The organism is Streptosporangium sp. NPDC023615 (assembly GCF_040640155.1).
Classification (GTDB): domain Bacteria; phylum Actinomycetota; class Actinomycetes; order Streptosporangiales; family Streptosporangiaceae; genus Streptosporangium.
Genome location: NZ_JBFABE010000042.1, coordinates 20,881 through 36,926, shown reverse-complemented (window position 1 = coordinate 36,926; position 16,046 = coordinate 20,881). Strand labels below are relative to the sequence as shown.

Here is a 16,046-nt window from a genome sequence, read left to right as displayed (position 1 = left end):
CGGGTTCACGCCTGGATGAACTGGTGGTCGGTCAGGATCCGGCCGTCCTCGTCGAGGACGAGGACCTCCAGGCCGGCGCCCGCAGGCTCGCCACCGCCCGTGGGCACCATCTCCCAGGCGAACGTGACCATGTCGCCGGCACGGCCGGCGCCGCCCCGCGGCCTGAAGCGGAACGCCCCGGGCGCGACGAACTCCTCGTACGAGCGGGTCACCCTGACCTCCAGCTCCCGGTGCCCGCGCGCCTCGAGGACGGCGGTGAGGCCCAGCGCCCCGGCGGCGTCCCGGATCTCCTGCGGCGGCTGGAGTCTCTGGACGCCGTCCTTCGCCCACAGCCCGGCGACGGCCTCGCGGCGCAGCCCGGGGTCGGGTTCGTTCCAGACCGCCACGTAGCGGCCGACCAGCTCCTGGACGTCGATCATCGTTCTTCCCCCGGGGGTGACGTGTTGGTGGACACCGCCGATCCTGGGCGCGACACGACGGCCCGGCAATTCCCTCCGGGGAATGGCCGTACGCCGCTCACTGCGTTAGACAGGGTGCGGTGACCGGCACCTCGGAACGCGACGGGCTCGCCGGCGTCCTGCGCGAGTGGCGCGGGCGCCGCGGCGTCAGCCAGCTGGACCTCGCCCTGCGGGCCGGGACCACGCAGCGGCACGTCAGCTTCATCGAGAGCGGCCGGTCGCTGCCCGGCAGGGCCATGGTCGTACGGCTGGCCGAGTCCCTGGAGATCCCGCTCCGGGAGCGGAACGCGCTGCTGCTGGCCGCGGGCTACGCGCCCGCCTACCCGGAGACCCGGCTCGACGACCCCGGGCTGCGGCCGGTCCGTACCGCGCTGGAGGGCGTCCTGCGGGGGCACCAGCCGTACCCCGCGGTGATCGTCGACCGGCACAGCGACCTCGTCTCGGCCAACGACGCGTTCTGGGCGCTGACCGAGGGGGTGGCGGCCCCGCTGCTCGCGCCGCCCCTCAACGTCCCCCGGTTGTTCCTGGACCCCCGGGGCATGGCGCCGCGGATCGTCAACCTGGACGTGTGGGCCTGGCACGTGATCGACCACCTCCGGCTGGAGGCGGCGCGCAATCCCCGCGACCGGCTCTCGGAGCTGCTCGCCGAGCTCACCGCGCTGGTCCCGGAGCGACCCCGCGACCCAGGACCGGACCACCTCGGCTTCGCGGTCCCGCTGCGGCTCCGCCTCGGCGGCGGTGAGTTGCGGCTGCTGACCACGCTGACCCACTTCGGGACCGCGGTCGACGTCACCGTCGCCGAGCTGCGGATGGAGGCGTTCCTGCCGGCCGACGCGGAGACCGCCTCCGCCCTCACGGCCCTCACCGGTCTCGGACGGCCCGCACCGGCCACGCCTGCGGAACCGCCCGATGGAGGCGCCGCCACGCGCCGGATCACACCTCAACCGCCCGATGACGGCGACGCCGCGCGCCGTGCCACGTCTCCGGAACCGCCCGGCAGCGCCGCTACGCGCCGGGCCGCGGGGTCGTCTCCCGCCTGATCCACTCCAGGTAGTCGGCCGTACCGGCCACGAGCGCGACGGCGACGATCTGCGGCACCTCGTAGGAGTGCAGCTCCCGCACGCACCGGGCCAGGTCCTCGAACCGCCCGGTGGTCGTCTTCATGAGCAGCAGCCACTCGCCGGAGCGCTGGACCTCCCCGGCCCACCAGTAGGCCGACTCGACCGGCGCGATGATCTGGCAGTCGGCCGACAACCGGCGCTCCACCACCGCCGCGCAGATCAGGTCGGCCTCCTGACGGCTCGCGGCGGTGACACGGACCTCGAGGCAATCCGGAACACGTTCGATCATGCCGACACACTGCCGAATCGTTCCGCGGTCATCAACACGGCCGCGCGGCGAGCCGCCCTGCGATCCCCGCCCGGGGTACGGCTCCGGGGTGGCGTGGCGGTGGCGTGATGTCATGGCGGTGACGGGGTGCCGCGGCACCGGGCGGGAATCTCGTCCCGGAGGTCCTCCCGGCCGATGTCAAGACGGGGGCGCCGGCTCCGACCATCCGGCGAGAGGGCCCGCCGGGGTCCGCGACGACGGGAGAGACGCGATGAAGTTCCTGCTGAGCATGCACATGAACCCGGCCGTCTGGGAGTCCCTGACCGAGGACGAGCGCAACGAGATCATGGGCGGGCACTCCACGTTCATGGAGACGGTCACCGCGTCCGGTGAGATGATCATGACGCAGGGGCTGGCCGATCCGTCGCAGAGCGCCGTGGTGCGGGTCCGGGGCGGCCGGCCGGTGGTCACCGACGGGCCGTACCTGGAGGCCAAGGAGTACCTCGGCGGCTTCTACCTCATCGACTGCGAGAGCAGGGAGCGCGCGATCGAGCTCGCCGCCGTGATCCCCGACGCCGGGGTCGAGGGCATGGGCATCGAGGTGCGGCCGGTCATGTTCTCCGCGGGGCGGCTGGACGTGTGACGGCCGTCGAACACGCGACCGAGGACCTGCTGCGCGAGCTCGCGCCGCAGGTCCTCGGCGTGCTCGTCCGCCGCCACGGCCGGTTCGAGGAGTGCGAGGACGCCGTGCAGGAGGCCGTCCTCGCCGCGGCCGTCCAGTGGCCCGCCGGGGGCGTCCCCGACAACCCCCGCGGCTGGCTGGTCACCATCGCCTCGCGCAGGCTGGTCGACCAGGTCCGCAGCGACACCGCCCGCAGGGCCCGGGAGATCAGGGTCGTCGCGCGGGAGACCGAGGCCGAGGTCCCGGACGCCGACGACACGCTGGCGCTGCTGTTCCTGTGCTGCCACTCGTCGCTGACCCCGGCGTCCCAGACGGCCCTCACCCTGCGGGCCGTGGGCGGCCTGACCACCGCCGAGATCGCGCGGGCGTTCCTCGTCCCCGAGGCCACCATGGCCGCCCGCGTCAGCCGGGCCAAGCAGCGCATCAGGGCCGCGGGAAGCCGGTTCGCCATGCCCGCGCCGGAGGAGTGGCCCGAGCGGCTGGACGTCGTGCTGCACGTGCTCTACCTCATCTTCAACGAGGGGTACACCGCCACCTCCGGGGGCGACCTGCACCGCGCCGACCTGTCCCGCGAGGCCGTCCGCCTGACCCGCATGGTCCACCGGCGGCTGCCCGAGGACGGCGAGGTGGCCGGGCTGCTGGCCCTGATGCTCCTGACGGACGCGCGCCGCGCGGCGCGCGTCACCTCCTCGGGGGACCTGGTCCCCCTGGCCGACCAGGACCGCGCCCTCTGGGACGGAGATCTGATCGCCGAGGGCGTCGCCCTCGTCACCGAGGCGATGGGTCCGGGCTCGATGGGGATGGGCGTCGACTCCCGTGTCGACCTCGTCACCGGGGCGATGGTTCGGCCCCCTCTCGGGCCGTACCGGCTGCAGGCGGCGATCGCGGCGACCCACGCGAGCGCGGAGCGGGCCGAGGACACCGACTGGCGGCAGGTCCACGTCCTGTACCGGATCCTCGAACGGGTCGCGCCCAACCCGATGGTCACGCTCAACCGGGCGATCGCGCTGGCCGAGATCGAGGGGCCCGAGGCCGGGCTCGGCCTGCTGGCCACCCTCGACGGCGACGACCGGATGGCCGGTCACCACCGCCTGCACGCCGTCCGCGCCCAGCTGCTGGAGAAGACGGGTGACCTCGCGTCCGCCCGCGAGCACTACGGCAAGGCCGCGCGCGGCACCGCCAGCCTCGCCGAACGCCGCTATCTCGAATCCCGCGCCCGTCGCCTGCGCGCGTCCGGCGACCCGTTCGCGTGAGGCGATGCGACATAGGTCACACGTCATATCGTGAACTCCCGCCGTCCGTACGGGTGAAAGCCGGGTGATCGACGCACGGGGACGGGAGCACCATGTGATCATCGAGGAATTCGGCAGGGTCGACGACGCCGAGCTGATACGGCGCTCGGAGAGCGCCCCGGAGGCGTTCGCCGACCTGTTCGACCGGCACGCACCCGCGTTGCGGCGCTATGTCGCGCGGCGGCTGGGGTCCTCCCTGGCCGACGACATCGTCTCCGACGCCTTCCTGGCCGCCTTTCGGCGCCGCCACCGCTACGACGCGGGCCATCCCGACGCACGACCCTGGCTGTACGGCATCACCGCCCGGCTCATCGGCCGGCACCGCAGGACGGAGGTCCGGTTCTACCGGGCGCTGGTCCGCAGCGGCGTCGACGAGATCGCCGAGCCCTACGCCGAACGCGTCGACGACCGGGTCGCCGCCCAGCAGGCCGGGCTGGCGGCGGCACTGGCGAAGCTGTCCCCGGTGACCGGGAGGTGCTGCTCCTCGTGGCCTGGGCCGACATGTCGTACGAGGACGTCGCCCGCGCGCTGGACATCCCGGTCGGCACCGTCAGATCACGCCTGCACCGGGCCAGGGCCAGGACACGCCAGGACCTCGGTGGTTCCGACCCCGCGGCGACCCGAGAGGAGTCTTTCGATGGATGACCTGCGATCGCTGCGCGAGTGGCGCGCCGAGGTCCCCGAGCCGGAGCAGGAATGGGTCCTCCGGGAGCGGCGGCGGCTGCTGACGCGGATGCGGGGACGCGGGCGCGGGCGGGCACCGGGGCGCCGCCTGCTCGTCGTCGTGGCGGCGGGGGCCACCGCCGTGCTCGCCGTGCTCGCCGTGCTCGCCGTGACCGTCCTGCGGCCGGAACCGCCCGCCCCCGCACCGGTGAGGCTGCCGCCGGTCGTCCGGCTCGACTCCGACGTGGTGCTGGCCCGCGCCGCAGAGGTGGCGGGCAGGCGGAAGGGCGACCGGACGCCCCTGCCGACGCAGTGGCAGTACACCAGGACGCTGGACGAGCAACCGAACTCGGACACGGCCGAGACCCGGGAGGGATGGATGCGCTACGACGGCGGGCAGAGCGCCGGCTTCGACGAGAACGGCGAGCTGGTCGTCGAGGACTTCCCCCGGACCCGGGCGACGACGACCTGTCGCCACAGCGGTACGACGCCAAGCTCCGCGCGCTGCCGGCCGATCCGAGGAAACTGCTGGCCAAGGTCACCGGCGACCGCCACTGGATCGACTACCCCCGGGAGGAGAGCGGCCCCGAGAACGCCGAACCCGACGACGCCCGCGCCTACCGGGTGATCATGCTCTGTCTCAGCAGGTACGGCTCCATGCCACCGCGGCTGGAAGCGACCCTGTTCCAGGCCCTGGCGCTCATTCCGGGTGTCCGGATCGAGCAGGGCGTCGTCGACGCCGCGGGCCGCGCGGGCCTGGGCGTCTGGAAGGAGGGGCTCGGTGACCGGTCCACGCGCCGCTACTTCATCCTCGACCCGGGCACCTACCGCTACCTGGGAGAGCAGACGATCTGGGTGCGTGACGAGTTCCTGGGCGAAAGCGAGCCCGTCTTCCACAAGGGGGCGGTGTGGAGGACGGCCCTGCTGTCGTCGGTGATCGTCGATCGTCCGGGGCAGCGCGGCTGAGCGCTCGTCGTACGGCCCGAGGGGCTCGCCGCCCGCGCCGCGGGCGGACCGCCGCCCGTGGCGCGGCGCGTCCGTCCGGTACCCCGAAATTCGGGCCGCTGATCGGTAGCATGGGCGAATCGTGATGAGTTATGTGATTCTGGGCTGCCGTCTGCTGCTGCTGGGGATCTTCCTGGCGTCACTGGCCGGCAAGGTGCGGAGCCGTCAGGCGTTCCGGGAGTTCGTCGCGGCGACCGCGACCCTGCTGGCGGTCCCGTCCGCCCCGGCGCGACGGTTCGCGCTGCTCGCGATGGCGGCCGAGGCGGCGATCGTGGTGCTGCTCGCCGTGCCGCCCACCGTGCCGGCCGTCGCGCCGCCCACCCTGCCCGCCGGCTTCGCGCTGGCGGCCGTCACGCTCGCCGGTTTCGGGTACGCGCTCGCCCGCGCCCTGAGGCAGGGCAGGACGGCCCCCTGCCGCTGCTTCGGCGCGTCGTCGGCGCCCGTCGGCCGGCGTCACGTGATCCGTAACCTGGTGCTGATCGCGGCGGCGGCGACGGCGGCGGTGGCGGCGCTCGGCGGCGCGCCGCAGGCCGTCGAGACGCCGGGGGTCGTGATCACCGCGCTGGCGGCCCTGGTCTGCGTGGTGCTCGTCACGCGCCTGGACGACATCGCGGAGCTGTTCCGCCCCACGGTCACCGGACGCTGAGCTGTTCCGCCCCACGGTCACCGGACGCCGGCCCCACCGCGGAGGCGAAGGCCGCGGTCCTGACCGCGGAGGCGAGGGCCGCGGTCCTGAGACGTTTCCGCGGCGGGGCCTCCGGACCGCCGGACGGCGGCGCGTCAGGGGCGCGGGCGGGCGGACATGGCGCGGTGCACCACGCCGAGCAGGTGCTCGCCGGTGACGTACCCCCAGTGCCGGGAGTCGGCGCTGCGCGCCCGGTCGTCACCCATCACGACCAGGCACCCGGCGGGCACGCGGACGTCGCGCCCGCCGGCCTCACCGGCCTCGCCGACGGCCGGGCGGACCTCCGGGGGCACCGGCTCCCCCCGGACCGCGACGACCCGCTTGATCAGCCAGACGGCGGGAACGTCCCCGGCGGGGGACGGCCTGCGTGCCACGACGAGCTGCCCGGTACGCACCCGCGGCAGCGGCGTCCGGCGTACCAGCACCCGGTCCCCGTCCCGCAGGGTCGGCTCCATGCTGGGCCCCTCGACGGTGACCACCACCAGGCGGCGGCGTACCCACAGCCACGTCCCGGCCGGCGGCAGGACCAGCGCGCCGAGGACTCCCAGCGTGATCGCGTTCATCCCGGGGTCACCGCGGGCACCTCGCCGGCGTATCCCCGCGCCTGCAGCGCGAACAGCCGGGCGTAGACGCCGCCCTCCTCCAGGAGCTCGGCGTGGGTCCCCGTCTCGGTGATCACGCCTCCCTCCAGCACGACGAGGCGGTCGGCCTCGCGAAGCGTGCCGAGGCGGTGGGACACCAGCAGGCTGGTACGGCCGGCGCGGTGCGCGCCGATGCTCGCGTGGATCCGCGCCTCGGCCTCGGCGTCCAGGCCCGAGCTCGGCTCGTCCAGGATCAGCAGCTCCCGTTCGTCGCGCAGGAACGCCCGCGCGAGCGCGAGCCGCTGCCACTGGCCGCCGGAGAGGGTGACGCCGTTCTCCGTACCGTCGTCGGACTCGGGGGAGAACATCCTGCTGAGCATGGTCTCGTAGCCCCGGGGAAGCGCCGCGAGCACGGCGTCGACCCCGGCGCGCCGCGCCGCGTCCTCGATCCGGGACCGGTCGTGCAGGGCGTCCAGGTCCCCCAGGCCGATGTTCTCGCGCGCGGTGAGGTCGTAGGACATGTAGTCCTGGAAGACCACGCCGACGCGCCGGCGCAGGGCCGCCGGGTCCACGTGGCGCAGGTCCACCCCGTCCCACAGGACGGCTCCTCGCGTCGGGTCGTAGAGCCGGCACAGGAGCTTGACCAGTGTGCTCTTGCCCGCGCCGTTCGTCCCCACCAGCCCGACCGACTCCCCCTGGGGGATCGTCAGGTTCACGCCCCGCAGCACCCATTCGTGCTCGTCGGAGTAGCGGAACCACACGTCCCGCAGCTCGATGCCCCGGCGCAGCGCGGGCAGCGCGGCCGGTGGGCCGGCGACCGGCAGGTCCGGCGCCATGCGCGTCACCTCCAGGTAGTGCTCGAAGAGCAGCAGGTGCTGGTGGGTGCCGGCCAGGTGCTGGATCAGGCCGCTCAGCGCCGCCTGCACGCCTGCCACCGCGGCCACGAACATCGCGATGTCGCCCGCCGTCAGCGCCCCCCGTCCCGCCGCCAGCACCGCCCAGACCAGACCGGCGCCGGCCACACCGGCGCCCAGCAGCCCCAGGCCGCTCTGCGCCGCGGCCTCGCGGCGGTCGGTCCCCCGCTGCGCGGCGTGCGCGGTGCCCAGGTGCGCGAGCATCCGGCCGCGCAGGAAGTCCCCCAGGCCGAACAGGCGGACCTCCTTGGCGGCGCGGGGATCGGACAGCAGGGCGGAGTAGAACAGCCGGCGGCGCTCGACGGGGCCGAGCCGCCACATCATGGTGGCCCGCCGCCGGGACAGCGCGAGTTCGGCCAGCAGCACGGGTACGGCGGCCGCGACGACCAGGAGCGTCATGACGGGGCTGAGCAGGAACAGCGAGCCGAGGAAGCCGATCCCGGTGGCCAGTGACTGGACGAGGCCGAACGTGCCCGTCACCACCGCCGCGGGGGTGCCGTCGGCGGCCTGCTCGGCGAGCTGAAGCCGGTCCAGGAAGCGCGGCTCCTCGAACCTGCCCAGGCCCGGGAACCGGTTGACCGCCGCGTACAGCCGGTCCTGCGCCAGCAGCGTCGTTCGTCGTCGCAGCTCGGCGCGCAGGTACTGGGTGACCTGCGGAAGGGCGGCGGACGCGGCGCCGGCGAGGGCGAGCGCGAGGGCGAGGTGCAGCAGGGCCGGACCCGGCGCCGGTGTCACCACCCCGTCCAGGACCAGTTTGGTGAGCCAGGCCACCGTCACCGGCAGGGCGGCGGCGGTCACGGTCGTCACCAGCTCCAGCGCGACACAGTGCGGAGCCGCCCGGATCGCCAGCGTCCACGCCTGCGGCAGTCCCGCCGCGACCACGCGACGGGAGGGCCGCCCGGTCGTCGTGCCCGGGTCGTGCCGGGAGGGCCGCTCGGTCGTCATACCCGAGTCGCGGCGGACAGCGCCTGGAGGGTGGAGCCGTCGGCCACGACCGTGTCGTCGTCGACCAGTGCCAGGGTGGGGAAGGCGCCGACCGCGAAGGCGGCGGCGATCGGCCCGTCGTACCGCTCCATCACGACCCGCGCCACGGGCCGCGCCTGCGCGATGAGGTTCACCGACGCCTCGTCCGGCTGCTCCGCGACCACGACGACGAGGACCCGGTCACGGCCCCCGGGGAAGGTGCGCGCGTACTCCACGAACTCGGGCAGGCGCTCCAGGCACGCGGCGCAGGTCGTGGAGAAGAACCCGACCGCGTTCCGGCCCGTGAGCTGGGCGCGCGTGAACGGGTCGCCGTCCACGGTGATCGCCGTGAAATCCGGGATCCTCCCGTCGGGGGAGAGCCGCAGGTTCGCGGATCCGGCCGTCGAATGCGCGGCCAGCGATTTGTCGTGCTCCCGCAGCCGACGAATGACGCCGAACGTCAGAACAAGGTTCAGGGCCCCGACGATTCCCACGAGCACTACGGCGGCGAGCAGGTACGGCGTCACTGAATTCCTATCCTTTTCAACGATTGAATGTTCGGCCCGGACGATTCCGGAGGGCGGATCGGGAAGATCGGCCGCGGTGCGGGGCGGCGATCTTCCCCGATCGCCGCCCCGCACCGGATCACCCCTACTCGCAGCGGGCGACGCGCCAGTGGCAGCCGTTGCAGCAGTGGTAGCAGTTGGCCACCCACTTGCAGCGATAGCCGGTGCAGCTGCACAGGTCGGCCTTCGCGGTGACCCGCGGGGCGAACGCGCCGAGGAGCCTGTCGGCCATTCTCTCAATGGTTGCTGTCATGGTGCGGGCATCCTTTCGATGGTTATCGGAAATGCTTTTCACGCGGAATTCCTGTGGAACTCGGGGGAACCGTAAAACTTTCCGGTTGTCTCCGCAAGCCTCTTTTTCCGGGCGTTTCACCACTGTCTTTAAAAGGATTTCCCGCCGAGAGTCGGCACGCCGCGGTACCCCGGCCGGCGCGTCGGGTGCGGTGAAGGAGGGGTAGGGGCCACGCCGGGCCGGTTCGGCACGGACGAAGACGCGCTCGACGGGGGCGGTGGCACCGGCCCCGGAGCCGAACGCTCCGGGGCCGGGCCCACGGCGACCGCTGCGGGAGGTCGCCGCCGGTCGGTGATCACGGTTTCGTACGTCTCAACGGCGCGCGGCGCCCCGGTGGTCGCGCCCCGTCACGGCACCGCGACCGAGGCCTCGGTCCGGTCGGGTTCCCGTGCGGTCGGGTTCCCGTGCGGTCGAGGACCGGGCCTCCGGCCGCCGTGGCGAAATGGTGATCATGGTTTCTCCCGAAGAGCCGATCGGGAAGATCTGGTCATCGAGATGGTGTCACCGGCCCGGATAGGTGCCGTATATGCCGCGTATACACGGCTGACCACAGGGCCGGGCCGCCGCGTTCCCCCCGGCGCCGGAGCCGGGGTCCCGCCACGGGCGAGGGGGCCGGGGTCCCGCCTCCGGGAGGGGCGCCGGGATCTCGCCGCCGGGAGGGTCTCCCGCCGGGACTCCCGGGGCCGACGACCCGCGCCCGAAGGACGGTCAGCCGGTCGCGGTGGCGCCGAGCCGGTCGAGGTGGTCGCGTACCACCCCGGTCCTGCGGTGCCGCAGGTCCTCGAAGAGGGCCAGGGCGCTCCTGAGATGGGCCAGTGCCTCACCGTCGTGCTCCAGCGCGGCGTGGGCGAGACCGAGTGCCTCGTGCGCGTCCGCGCGCAGCGAGGTGTCGCCCGCCCGTACGGCGAGCGCGAGGGCGCGCTCCCCGCACGACACGGCCTCCTCGGAGGCGTCCATGTCGCGGTGGAGGGCGCTCATGCTGACCAGGATCTGGGCGACGTCCCGGTCGCCGCAGCCCGTCTCGCTGATCTTCAGGGAGGTCCGGTAGTGGCTCATGGCCCGGGTGAGGCGTCCGGCGAGGTGGTGGGCCTCACCCAGGTTGCTGTGCAGCAGGGCGGTGAAGTGGTGGGCGTCCGTCAGCTCCGCTCCCAGGGCTCCGGCCTCCTCCAGCCACCGGATCGCCTCCTCGGGACGGTGGGCGTTGACGTACGCGGCGGCGAGGTTCAGCAGGGCCGTGGCCGCTCCGAGGGTGTCCCCGAGCCCGAGCCGGAGCCGGTGCGCGCGGTGACAGGCCGAGACGGCACGTTCGGTGTCGCCCAGCAGGCTGTGCGCGATGGCGAGCCGGCCGGTGATCATCGCCTCGCCCGCGGGGTCCCCGGCCGTCGCGGCGGCCTCGGCCGCGACGGTGTAGAGGTCGGCCCACTGACCGGTGTGGTGGCGCCGGTGCAGCCATCCGAACATGGCCGCCGCGATCTGCCAGGCCAGGGCCGGATGGGACCGCGCCGCCCGCCGTACCGCGGCGTCCAGGTTCGCGGCCTCGGCGTCGAGCCAGGCCAGGGCCGACGCGTCGTCGGCGAACCCCACCGGCCGGGTCGGGGAGGCGAAGTTGGGCCGTTCCTTGGGCCGCAGGACCCGGTCGGCCGCGTTGGCGGCGTCGCGGTACCAGGTCAGCAGCGCGGTCAGGCACCGTTCCCGCTCGCCCGCGCCCTCCTCCGCCAGGGACCGCTCGCCCGCGTAGATCCTCACCAGATCGTGCATCGCGTAGTGGTCGCCGGGCACGGGTGCGAGCAGATGGACCGACACGAGCCGGTCGAGCAGCTCGCGTGTCTCCCCGGCGGACCCGCCCGACAGGACCGTGGCGGCGGCCAGCGACGGCTCGGGGCCGGGGTGCAGCCCCAGCAGCCGGAACATCGCGCGGACCGGTTCGTCCAGCGGGCGCAGCGAGGCGCGCAGCACCGCCCGGATCGATATCTCGTTCTCGTCGACGGCGAGCCTGTCCAGCCGCACGCGCTCGTCGGCCATCTCCGCCACCAGCGCGGGCAGGGCCGTGTCGTACGCCGACATCTCCAGCCGGGAGGCCGCGATCCGCAGGGCCAGGGGGATCCGGTCGCACAGCTCGGCGAGTTCCTCCACGCCCGTGGCGTGACCGGCGTGGGCGAGCCGGTCCCGGATCAGGGCGACGGCGTCGGCCACCGGAAGCGGTCCGAGCGGGACCCGTGGGACGCCGTGCGTGGTGGCGAGCCCGTCCAGGCGGAGCCTCGTGGTGATCAGCGTGAGGCCCGGCGCTCCCCCCGGGAGCAGCGCGCGCACCTGCGCGGCCGAGGCGGCGTTGTCGAGCACGATCAGCATCCGCCGATCGGACATCCGCGACCGGAAGACGGCGGCCCGTTCCTCGGTGTCGGCCGGGATCCCCCACGACGGGACGTCCAGGGCGCGCAGGAAACGCTCCAGCACCAGGCCCGGGTCCAGCGGCTCGCCACCCCCGAACCCGCTCAGGTCCACGAAGAACTGCCCGTCGCGGAACAGGTGACGCGCGCGGTGGGCCCACCGGACCGCCAGGGCCGTCTTGCCCACGCCCGGCGGTCCCACGACGGCGACCACCCGGGCCTCCTCGCGGGAGCCCACCGCGATCTCGTCCAGGCGCGCGAGCTCGTCGTCACGCCCCACGAACCCCAGCGGACCGGCCGGCAACTGGGCGGGCACCACCCGGTGGCCGGACGCGGGCGGACGTGCCGGTGTGGCGCGGTCGTCCGTCCCGGGCGGCGGACCCTCGGCGGTGTCCCACAGGCGCGGGTCGGAGGTGAGGATGGCCCTCTCCATCGCGCGCAGTTCCGGGCTGGGCTCCAGTCCCAGCTCGTCCGCGAGGATCCCGCGCGCCCGCCGGTAGGTCTCCAGGGCCTCCGCCTGGCGCCCGGACCGGTAGAGCGCGAGCATCAGGTACGACCACAGCCGCTCGCGGAAGGCGTGCCGGCTCACCAGCGCCGTCAGTTCGGCCACCAGGGAGGCGTCCTGCCCCAGGTGCAGATCCGCCCTTATCCGTTGCTCGACGGCCACCATGTGCCACTCCTCCAGGCGGGACCGCTCCTCGCGCAGCGCGAACTCGGTGGAGAGGCCGGAGAACGGGGGCCCCTGCCACAGCTCCAGCGCCTCGCCGAGCGACCGCCGCGCTTTCGCGGCGTCGTCCGCGGCCAGGGCCGCCTGCCCGTCCTGGACGAGCCCGACGAACCGGCAGGCGTCCACCTCGTCGCAGCCGGCGTCGAGCCGGTAGCCGGCGTGGCCCTCGCGCAGGATCCGGCCGGTTCCCAGCACCAGGCGCAGGCCGCGCGCGTAGAGCCGGATGTTGGCCTCCGCCGACGGCGGGGGCGCCGAGCCCCACAGCGCGTCGACGAGCCGGTCGACGGTGAGGAAACCGTGGGGGTGGCCGAGCAGCATCGCGAGGAGGAGCCGCTGCTTGGGCGGGCCCAGGGCCAGGGGGGCGTCACCGGACCGGACGCGCAACGGACCCAGGATCTCGAACTGCACGATGACGCTCCTTCCGCTCACCACGTACGGAACCCCACGCGCGCCCGCCGTTCGGTCATAGGACCGTCCGGTCACGGCCACCGTCCGGTCACGGCCACCGTCCGGTCACGGTCGCCGCTCGTGCGCGGCCGTCGCCGGCGGGCGCCGTGCCGGCGGCCGGTCCCAAACGGTGATCATGGACCAAAGCGTAGAGCACACCACGCCGTCCGGCGGGTCTCCCGGCTCAGCGGAGGAGCCCCGACCCGTGGGCGAGGATCGCCGCCTCGACCCGGTTCCGGACGCCGAGGCGGATGAGGATCGCGCTGACCTGGCCCTCGACGGCGCCCTCGGTCAGGAGGTGTTCCGCCGCGATCTCCGCGCTGGACCTTCCCTGTGCCAAGGACACCGGGACAAGGCGCTCACGCGGCGTGAGCCCGGCGAGGGCGCCGTGCTCGGGAGGCCACGGCGCGGCGGGACGGGGCAGCCGGCGGATGAGCCGGGCGGCGCCTGGGACGAGAGGCAGGCGCCGCCGTCCTCGTACGCGCCGCATCCGGCCGGGGACGGGGGCGGAGCGGGGGCGGAGCGGGCGGCTCAGTGGCGGGGGATGCCCAGGGTGACGAGCAGGTCCTCGTGGAGCTGGAACCACACGGCGTGGTAGGACGCGAGGTCGTCCGTCACGTACTCCAGCGCACCGGCCTCGGCGCGGGCGAGCGCGTCGGCGAGCCGGGTCCGGTACCGCCGGAACCGGAGCATCGCCGCGTACAGGTCCGCGCAGGCGGCCTCGGCACGCCGGTGGAGGTCGGCGAAGCGGTCCAGGACGCGGGCGTCGTAGGCCGGGTCGTCGTGCTCGTTCGGGACCACGACACCGTCGACGGAGCGCATCTGCCACGCCGTGCACAGATCCAGCAGCTCCGGGTTGAGCACGAGAAAGCCGTCGTAGGCCCGGGTCACCGTCTCCCTGGTCCCCGCCGCGTCCAGCTCGGCGGAGACCCACTCGGCGTCGGCGGCGCGGCCCGCCTCGGTGAGTCCCCATCCGCCGAAGACCCCCGGGGTACGCGTGACGAGACCGGCCACCGCGAGGTCGATCAGCTCGGACTCGACGTCGGGCTCGGACATCCCCGTCGCCTCGGCGAGACGGTCGAGCTCGACGAACCCGATGCAGCGGAGGGTGTGGAGCGTCAGCAGGTCCACGCCGGTCACGTGGGGCGGGTTCGACACGTCGGTATGCTACCGCGATGGGCTGGATTCACCCGATCTCGGCGGAGGTCGAGGAGACCGCGAGCGTCCTCGGCGGCAAGGGCTACGGCCTCGTCGTGCTGCGCCGTCTCGGCCTGCCCGTGCCCCCCGGGTTCGTCATCGGCACCGGCGCCTGCCGCGCCTTCCTCCGTGACGGGCGGCTTCCCGAGGGACTGGACGCCGAGCTGGCGGCCGCCGTCCGCGATCTGGAGACCGTCACGCGACGGCGCCTCGGCGCGGTCGAGCGGCCGCTGACGGTGTCGGTCCGCTCGGGCGGCGGCGTGTCGATGCCCGGCATGATGAACACGATCCTCAACCTCGGCCTCACCGCCGGGACCACGGCGGCACTGGCCGGTGAGACGGGCGATCCCCGGTTCGCGCTCGACGCGCGCCTGCGGTTCCTGTCCGGCTTCGCCTCGGCGGTCCACGGCGTGGAGCAGGACGTCCTGGAGGCCGTCGCCCGCGGGACCGCCGGACGCGGTGCCGATGACGAGGAGAGCGTCGGCGGCGTCGGCGGTGGCGGCGCGGGGAGCGGCGCCGGTGGCGAGGGGAACGGCCGGCAGGGTGAGGGAAGTGGCGCCGGTGGCGAGGAGGCACGTCTCGATCGGGCGATCCGGGCCGTCGAGGCCCTCGTCCGCGAACGGGCCGGCGAGCCGGTGCTGGACGACGCGACCGGGCAGCTGGAGCCTGCCGTCAGGGCCGTGTTCTCGTCCTGGGACACGCCGCGCGCCACCACCTACCGTGAGCTGAACGGTATCCCGCACGACCTCGGCACCGCCGTCGTCGTTCAGGCCATGGTGTACGGGAACCGCGACGACCACAGCGGCACCGGTGTCGCGTTCAGCCGCGACCCCAACACCGGTGAGAACGTCCCGTTCGGCGAGGTCCTGTTCGGCCGTCAGGGCGAGGACGTCGTCTCGGGCAGGTCGGCGACCCGGCCGCTGTCCGACCTGGCCGGCCGGGAGCCGGCGGTGTGGGCCGGTCTCCTGGACGCCATGAACCGGATCGAGGAGCACTACCGCGACACCTGCTACGTGGAGTTCACCTTCGAGGCGGGTGAGCTGTGGATCCTGCAGGTGCGGTCCGGCGGCCTCGTCGGACGCGCCGCCGTCCGCGCCGCGGTCGACCTGGCCGACGAGGGCGTCATCGGCCGCCGCGACGCGTTGCTCCGGGTCTCTCCCCGGCATCTGCGACACGTCCGTACGCCCCGGATCGAGGTGACCGGCGCGACCGACGTCCTCGTCCGGGGAACGGGCGCCTGTCCGGGGGTCACGACGGGCAGGGTGGCGACCACCGCCGACCGGGCGGTGCGGATGGCCGCCGACGGCCCGGTGGTCCTGGTGCGTCCGTACACCTCCCCGCTCGACATGCACGGCCTGGCCGCGGCCGCGGGGGTCGTGACCGCCGCCGGCGGGCCGGCCAGCCACGCCGCCGTCGTCGCGCGAGCGATGGGGAAACCCGCCGTCGTGGGCGCCGCGGGCCTCGTCGTCGACGCCGCCGCCGGCCACGTGCGAGCCGGCGGGCGCACCCTCCCGGAGGGCACGCCCATCACCATCGACGGGACCGGAGGAGAGGTCGTCGTCGGCAGCCCCCGCGTCGTGACGGCCGTGACCGACCCCCACCTGCGCCGCCTGCTGGAGTGGGCCGACGAGGTGACGGGCCAGGGCCCGGACGATGACCCCGGCCGCGGTCGGGACGGTGGCGCGGACGGTGGCGCGGACGGTGGGAAGACCGGCGGGTCCGGGGACGGGACGGGCGGTGCGCGGGCCGGCGGTTCGGGCGGTGACGAGGTGGAACGTCTCACGGCGGCCCAGGCGGTCCTCCGTCGCGCCCGGTCGTGACAGGCCAGGCCTCGGACGGCCGGTGCCCCCGGTGGGAG

At 74.3% G+C, this 16,046-nt stretch carries 16 protein-coding genes and 1 pseudogene; 8 read left to right on the top strand and 9 right to left on the bottom strand.

Going from position 1 to position 16,046, the window contains the following annotated elements:
* Positions 1–5 precede the first annotated feature (5 nt).
* Positions 6–419 (bottom strand): hypothetical protein, encoded by a 414-nt coding sequence (locus AB0G16_RS25540; RefSeq protein WP_362809766.1) that lies wholly within the window; start codon positions 417–419, stop codon positions 6–8.
* Between the two features lie 119 nt (positions 420–538).
* Here AB0G16_RS25540 and AB0G16_RS25535 point away from each other — a divergent pair, with 119 nt between their 5' ends.
* Positions 539–1,498, top strand: a complete 960-nt coding sequence (locus AB0G16_RS25535) for a helix-turn-helix domain-containing protein (RefSeq protein ID WP_362809763.1) — start codon at positions 539–541, stop codon at positions 1,496–1,498.
* On the opposite strand, the gene cutA is transcribed toward AB0G16_RS25535, so the two are convergent.
* Positions 1,464–1,808: a divalent-cation tolerance protein CutA gene (gene cutA / locus AB0G16_RS25530; RefSeq protein WP_362809760.1), complete on the bottom strand. Its 345-nt coding sequence runs from the start codon at positions 1,806–1,808 to the stop codon at positions 1,464–1,466. The genes AB0G16_RS25535 and cutA overlap by 35 nt on opposite strands.
* A 250-nt stretch (positions 1,809–2,058) precedes the next feature.
* Here cutA and AB0G16_RS25525 point away from each other — a divergent pair, with 250 nt between their 5' ends.
* The 6 genes and pseudogenes from AB0G16_RS25525 to AB0G16_RS25500 all read left to right on the top strand — a co-directional run bounded on the left by AB0G16_RS25525 (position 2,059) and on the right by AB0G16_RS25500 (position 6,075).
* Positions 2,059–2,430 carry a YciI family protein gene (locus AB0G16_RS25525; RefSeq protein WP_362809757.1) on the top strand — a complete coding sequence of 124 codons (372 nt, stop codon included), beginning with the start codon at positions 2,059–2,061 and terminating at the stop codon, positions 2,428–2,430.
* Positions 2,427–3,722 (top strand): sigma-70 family RNA polymerase sigma factor, encoded by a 1,296-nt coding sequence (locus AB0G16_RS25520; protein WP_362809754.1) that lies wholly within the window; start codon positions 2,427–2,429, stop codon positions 3,720–3,722. The genes AB0G16_RS25525 and AB0G16_RS25520 overlap by 4 nt, the downstream gene beginning before the upstream one ends.
* 64 nt (positions 3,723–3,786) lie before the next feature.
* Positions 3,787–4,038 (top strand): annotated as a pseudogene (locus AB0G16_RS25515) (sigma factor); the annotation flags it as partial.
* A 224-nt stretch (positions 4,039–4,262) separates the two neighbouring features.
* On the top strand, positions 4,263–4,406 hold the full coding sequence (locus AB0G16_RS25510; RefSeq protein ID WP_362809870.1) for a sigma factor-like helix-turn-helix DNA-binding protein: 144 nt from the start codon (positions 4,263–4,265) through the stop codon (positions 4,404–4,406).
* A gap of 648 nt (positions 4,407–5,054) precedes the next feature.
* Positions 5,055–5,390, top strand: coding sequence for a hypothetical protein (locus tag AB0G16_RS25505; protein ID WP_362809751.1), 336 nt, complete (start codon positions 5,055–5,057; stop codon positions 5,388–5,390).
* Positions 5,391–5,514: 124 nt separating this feature from the next.
* Entirely contained in the window at positions 5,515–6,075 is a 561-nt protein-coding gene (locus AB0G16_RS25500) for a MauE/DoxX family redox-associated membrane protein (protein WP_362809748.1), read from the top strand.
* A gap of 134 nt (positions 6,076–6,209) precedes the next feature.
* On the opposite strand, the gene lepB is transcribed toward AB0G16_RS25500, so the two are convergent.
* The 7 genes from lepB to AB0G16_RS25465 all read right to left on the bottom strand — a co-directional run bounded on the left by lepB (position 6,210) and on the right by AB0G16_RS25465 (position 14,149).
* Positions 6,210–6,677 (bottom strand): signal peptidase I, encoded by a 468-nt coding sequence (gene lepB / locus AB0G16_RS25495; RefSeq protein ID WP_362809745.1) that lies wholly within the window; start codon positions 6,675–6,677, stop codon positions 6,210–6,212.
* On the bottom strand, positions 6,674–8,554 hold the full coding sequence (locus AB0G16_RS25490; protein WP_362809742.1) for an ABC transporter ATP-binding protein: 1,881 nt from the start codon (positions 8,552–8,554) through the stop codon (positions 6,674–6,676). The genes lepB and AB0G16_RS25490 overlap by 4 nt, the downstream gene beginning before the upstream one ends.
* Positions 8,551–9,099, bottom strand: coding sequence for a TlpA disulfide reductase family protein (locus AB0G16_RS25485; protein WP_362809739.1), 549 nt, complete (start codon positions 9,097–9,099; stop codon positions 8,551–8,553). The genes AB0G16_RS25490 and AB0G16_RS25485 overlap by 4 nt, the downstream gene beginning before the upstream one ends.
* 124 nt (positions 9,100–9,223) lie before the next feature.
* Positions 9,224–9,391 carry a hypothetical protein gene (locus AB0G16_RS25480; protein ID WP_362809736.1) on the bottom strand — a complete coding sequence of 56 codons (168 nt, stop codon included), beginning with the start codon at positions 9,389–9,391 and terminating at the stop codon, positions 9,224–9,226.
* Between the two features lie 747 nt (positions 9,392–10,138).
* Positions 10,139–12,952: a BTAD domain-containing putative transcriptional regulator gene (locus AB0G16_RS25475; RefSeq protein WP_362809733.1), complete on the bottom strand. Its 2,814-nt coding sequence runs from the start codon at positions 12,950–12,952 to the stop codon at positions 10,139–10,141.
* Between the two features lie 223 nt (positions 12,953–13,175).
* On the bottom strand, positions 13,176–13,481 hold the full coding sequence (locus AB0G16_RS25470) for a LuxR C-terminal-related transcriptional regulator (protein WP_362809730.1): 306 nt from the start codon (positions 13,479–13,481) through the stop codon (positions 13,176–13,178).
* A gap of 41 nt (positions 13,482–13,522) precedes the next feature.
* Entirely contained in the window at positions 13,523–14,149 is a 627-nt protein-coding gene (locus AB0G16_RS25465; RefSeq protein ID WP_362809727.1) for a transcriptional regulator, read from the bottom strand.
* 17 nt (positions 14,150–14,166) lie between these two features.
* Here AB0G16_RS25465 and AB0G16_RS25460 point away from each other — a divergent pair, with 17 nt between their 5' ends.
* Positions 14,167–16,008, top strand: coding sequence for a pyruvate, phosphate dikinase (locus AB0G16_RS25460; RefSeq protein WP_362809724.1), 1,842 nt, complete (start codon positions 14,167–14,169; stop codon positions 16,006–16,008).
* Positions 16,009–16,046: the final 38 nt, after the last annotated feature.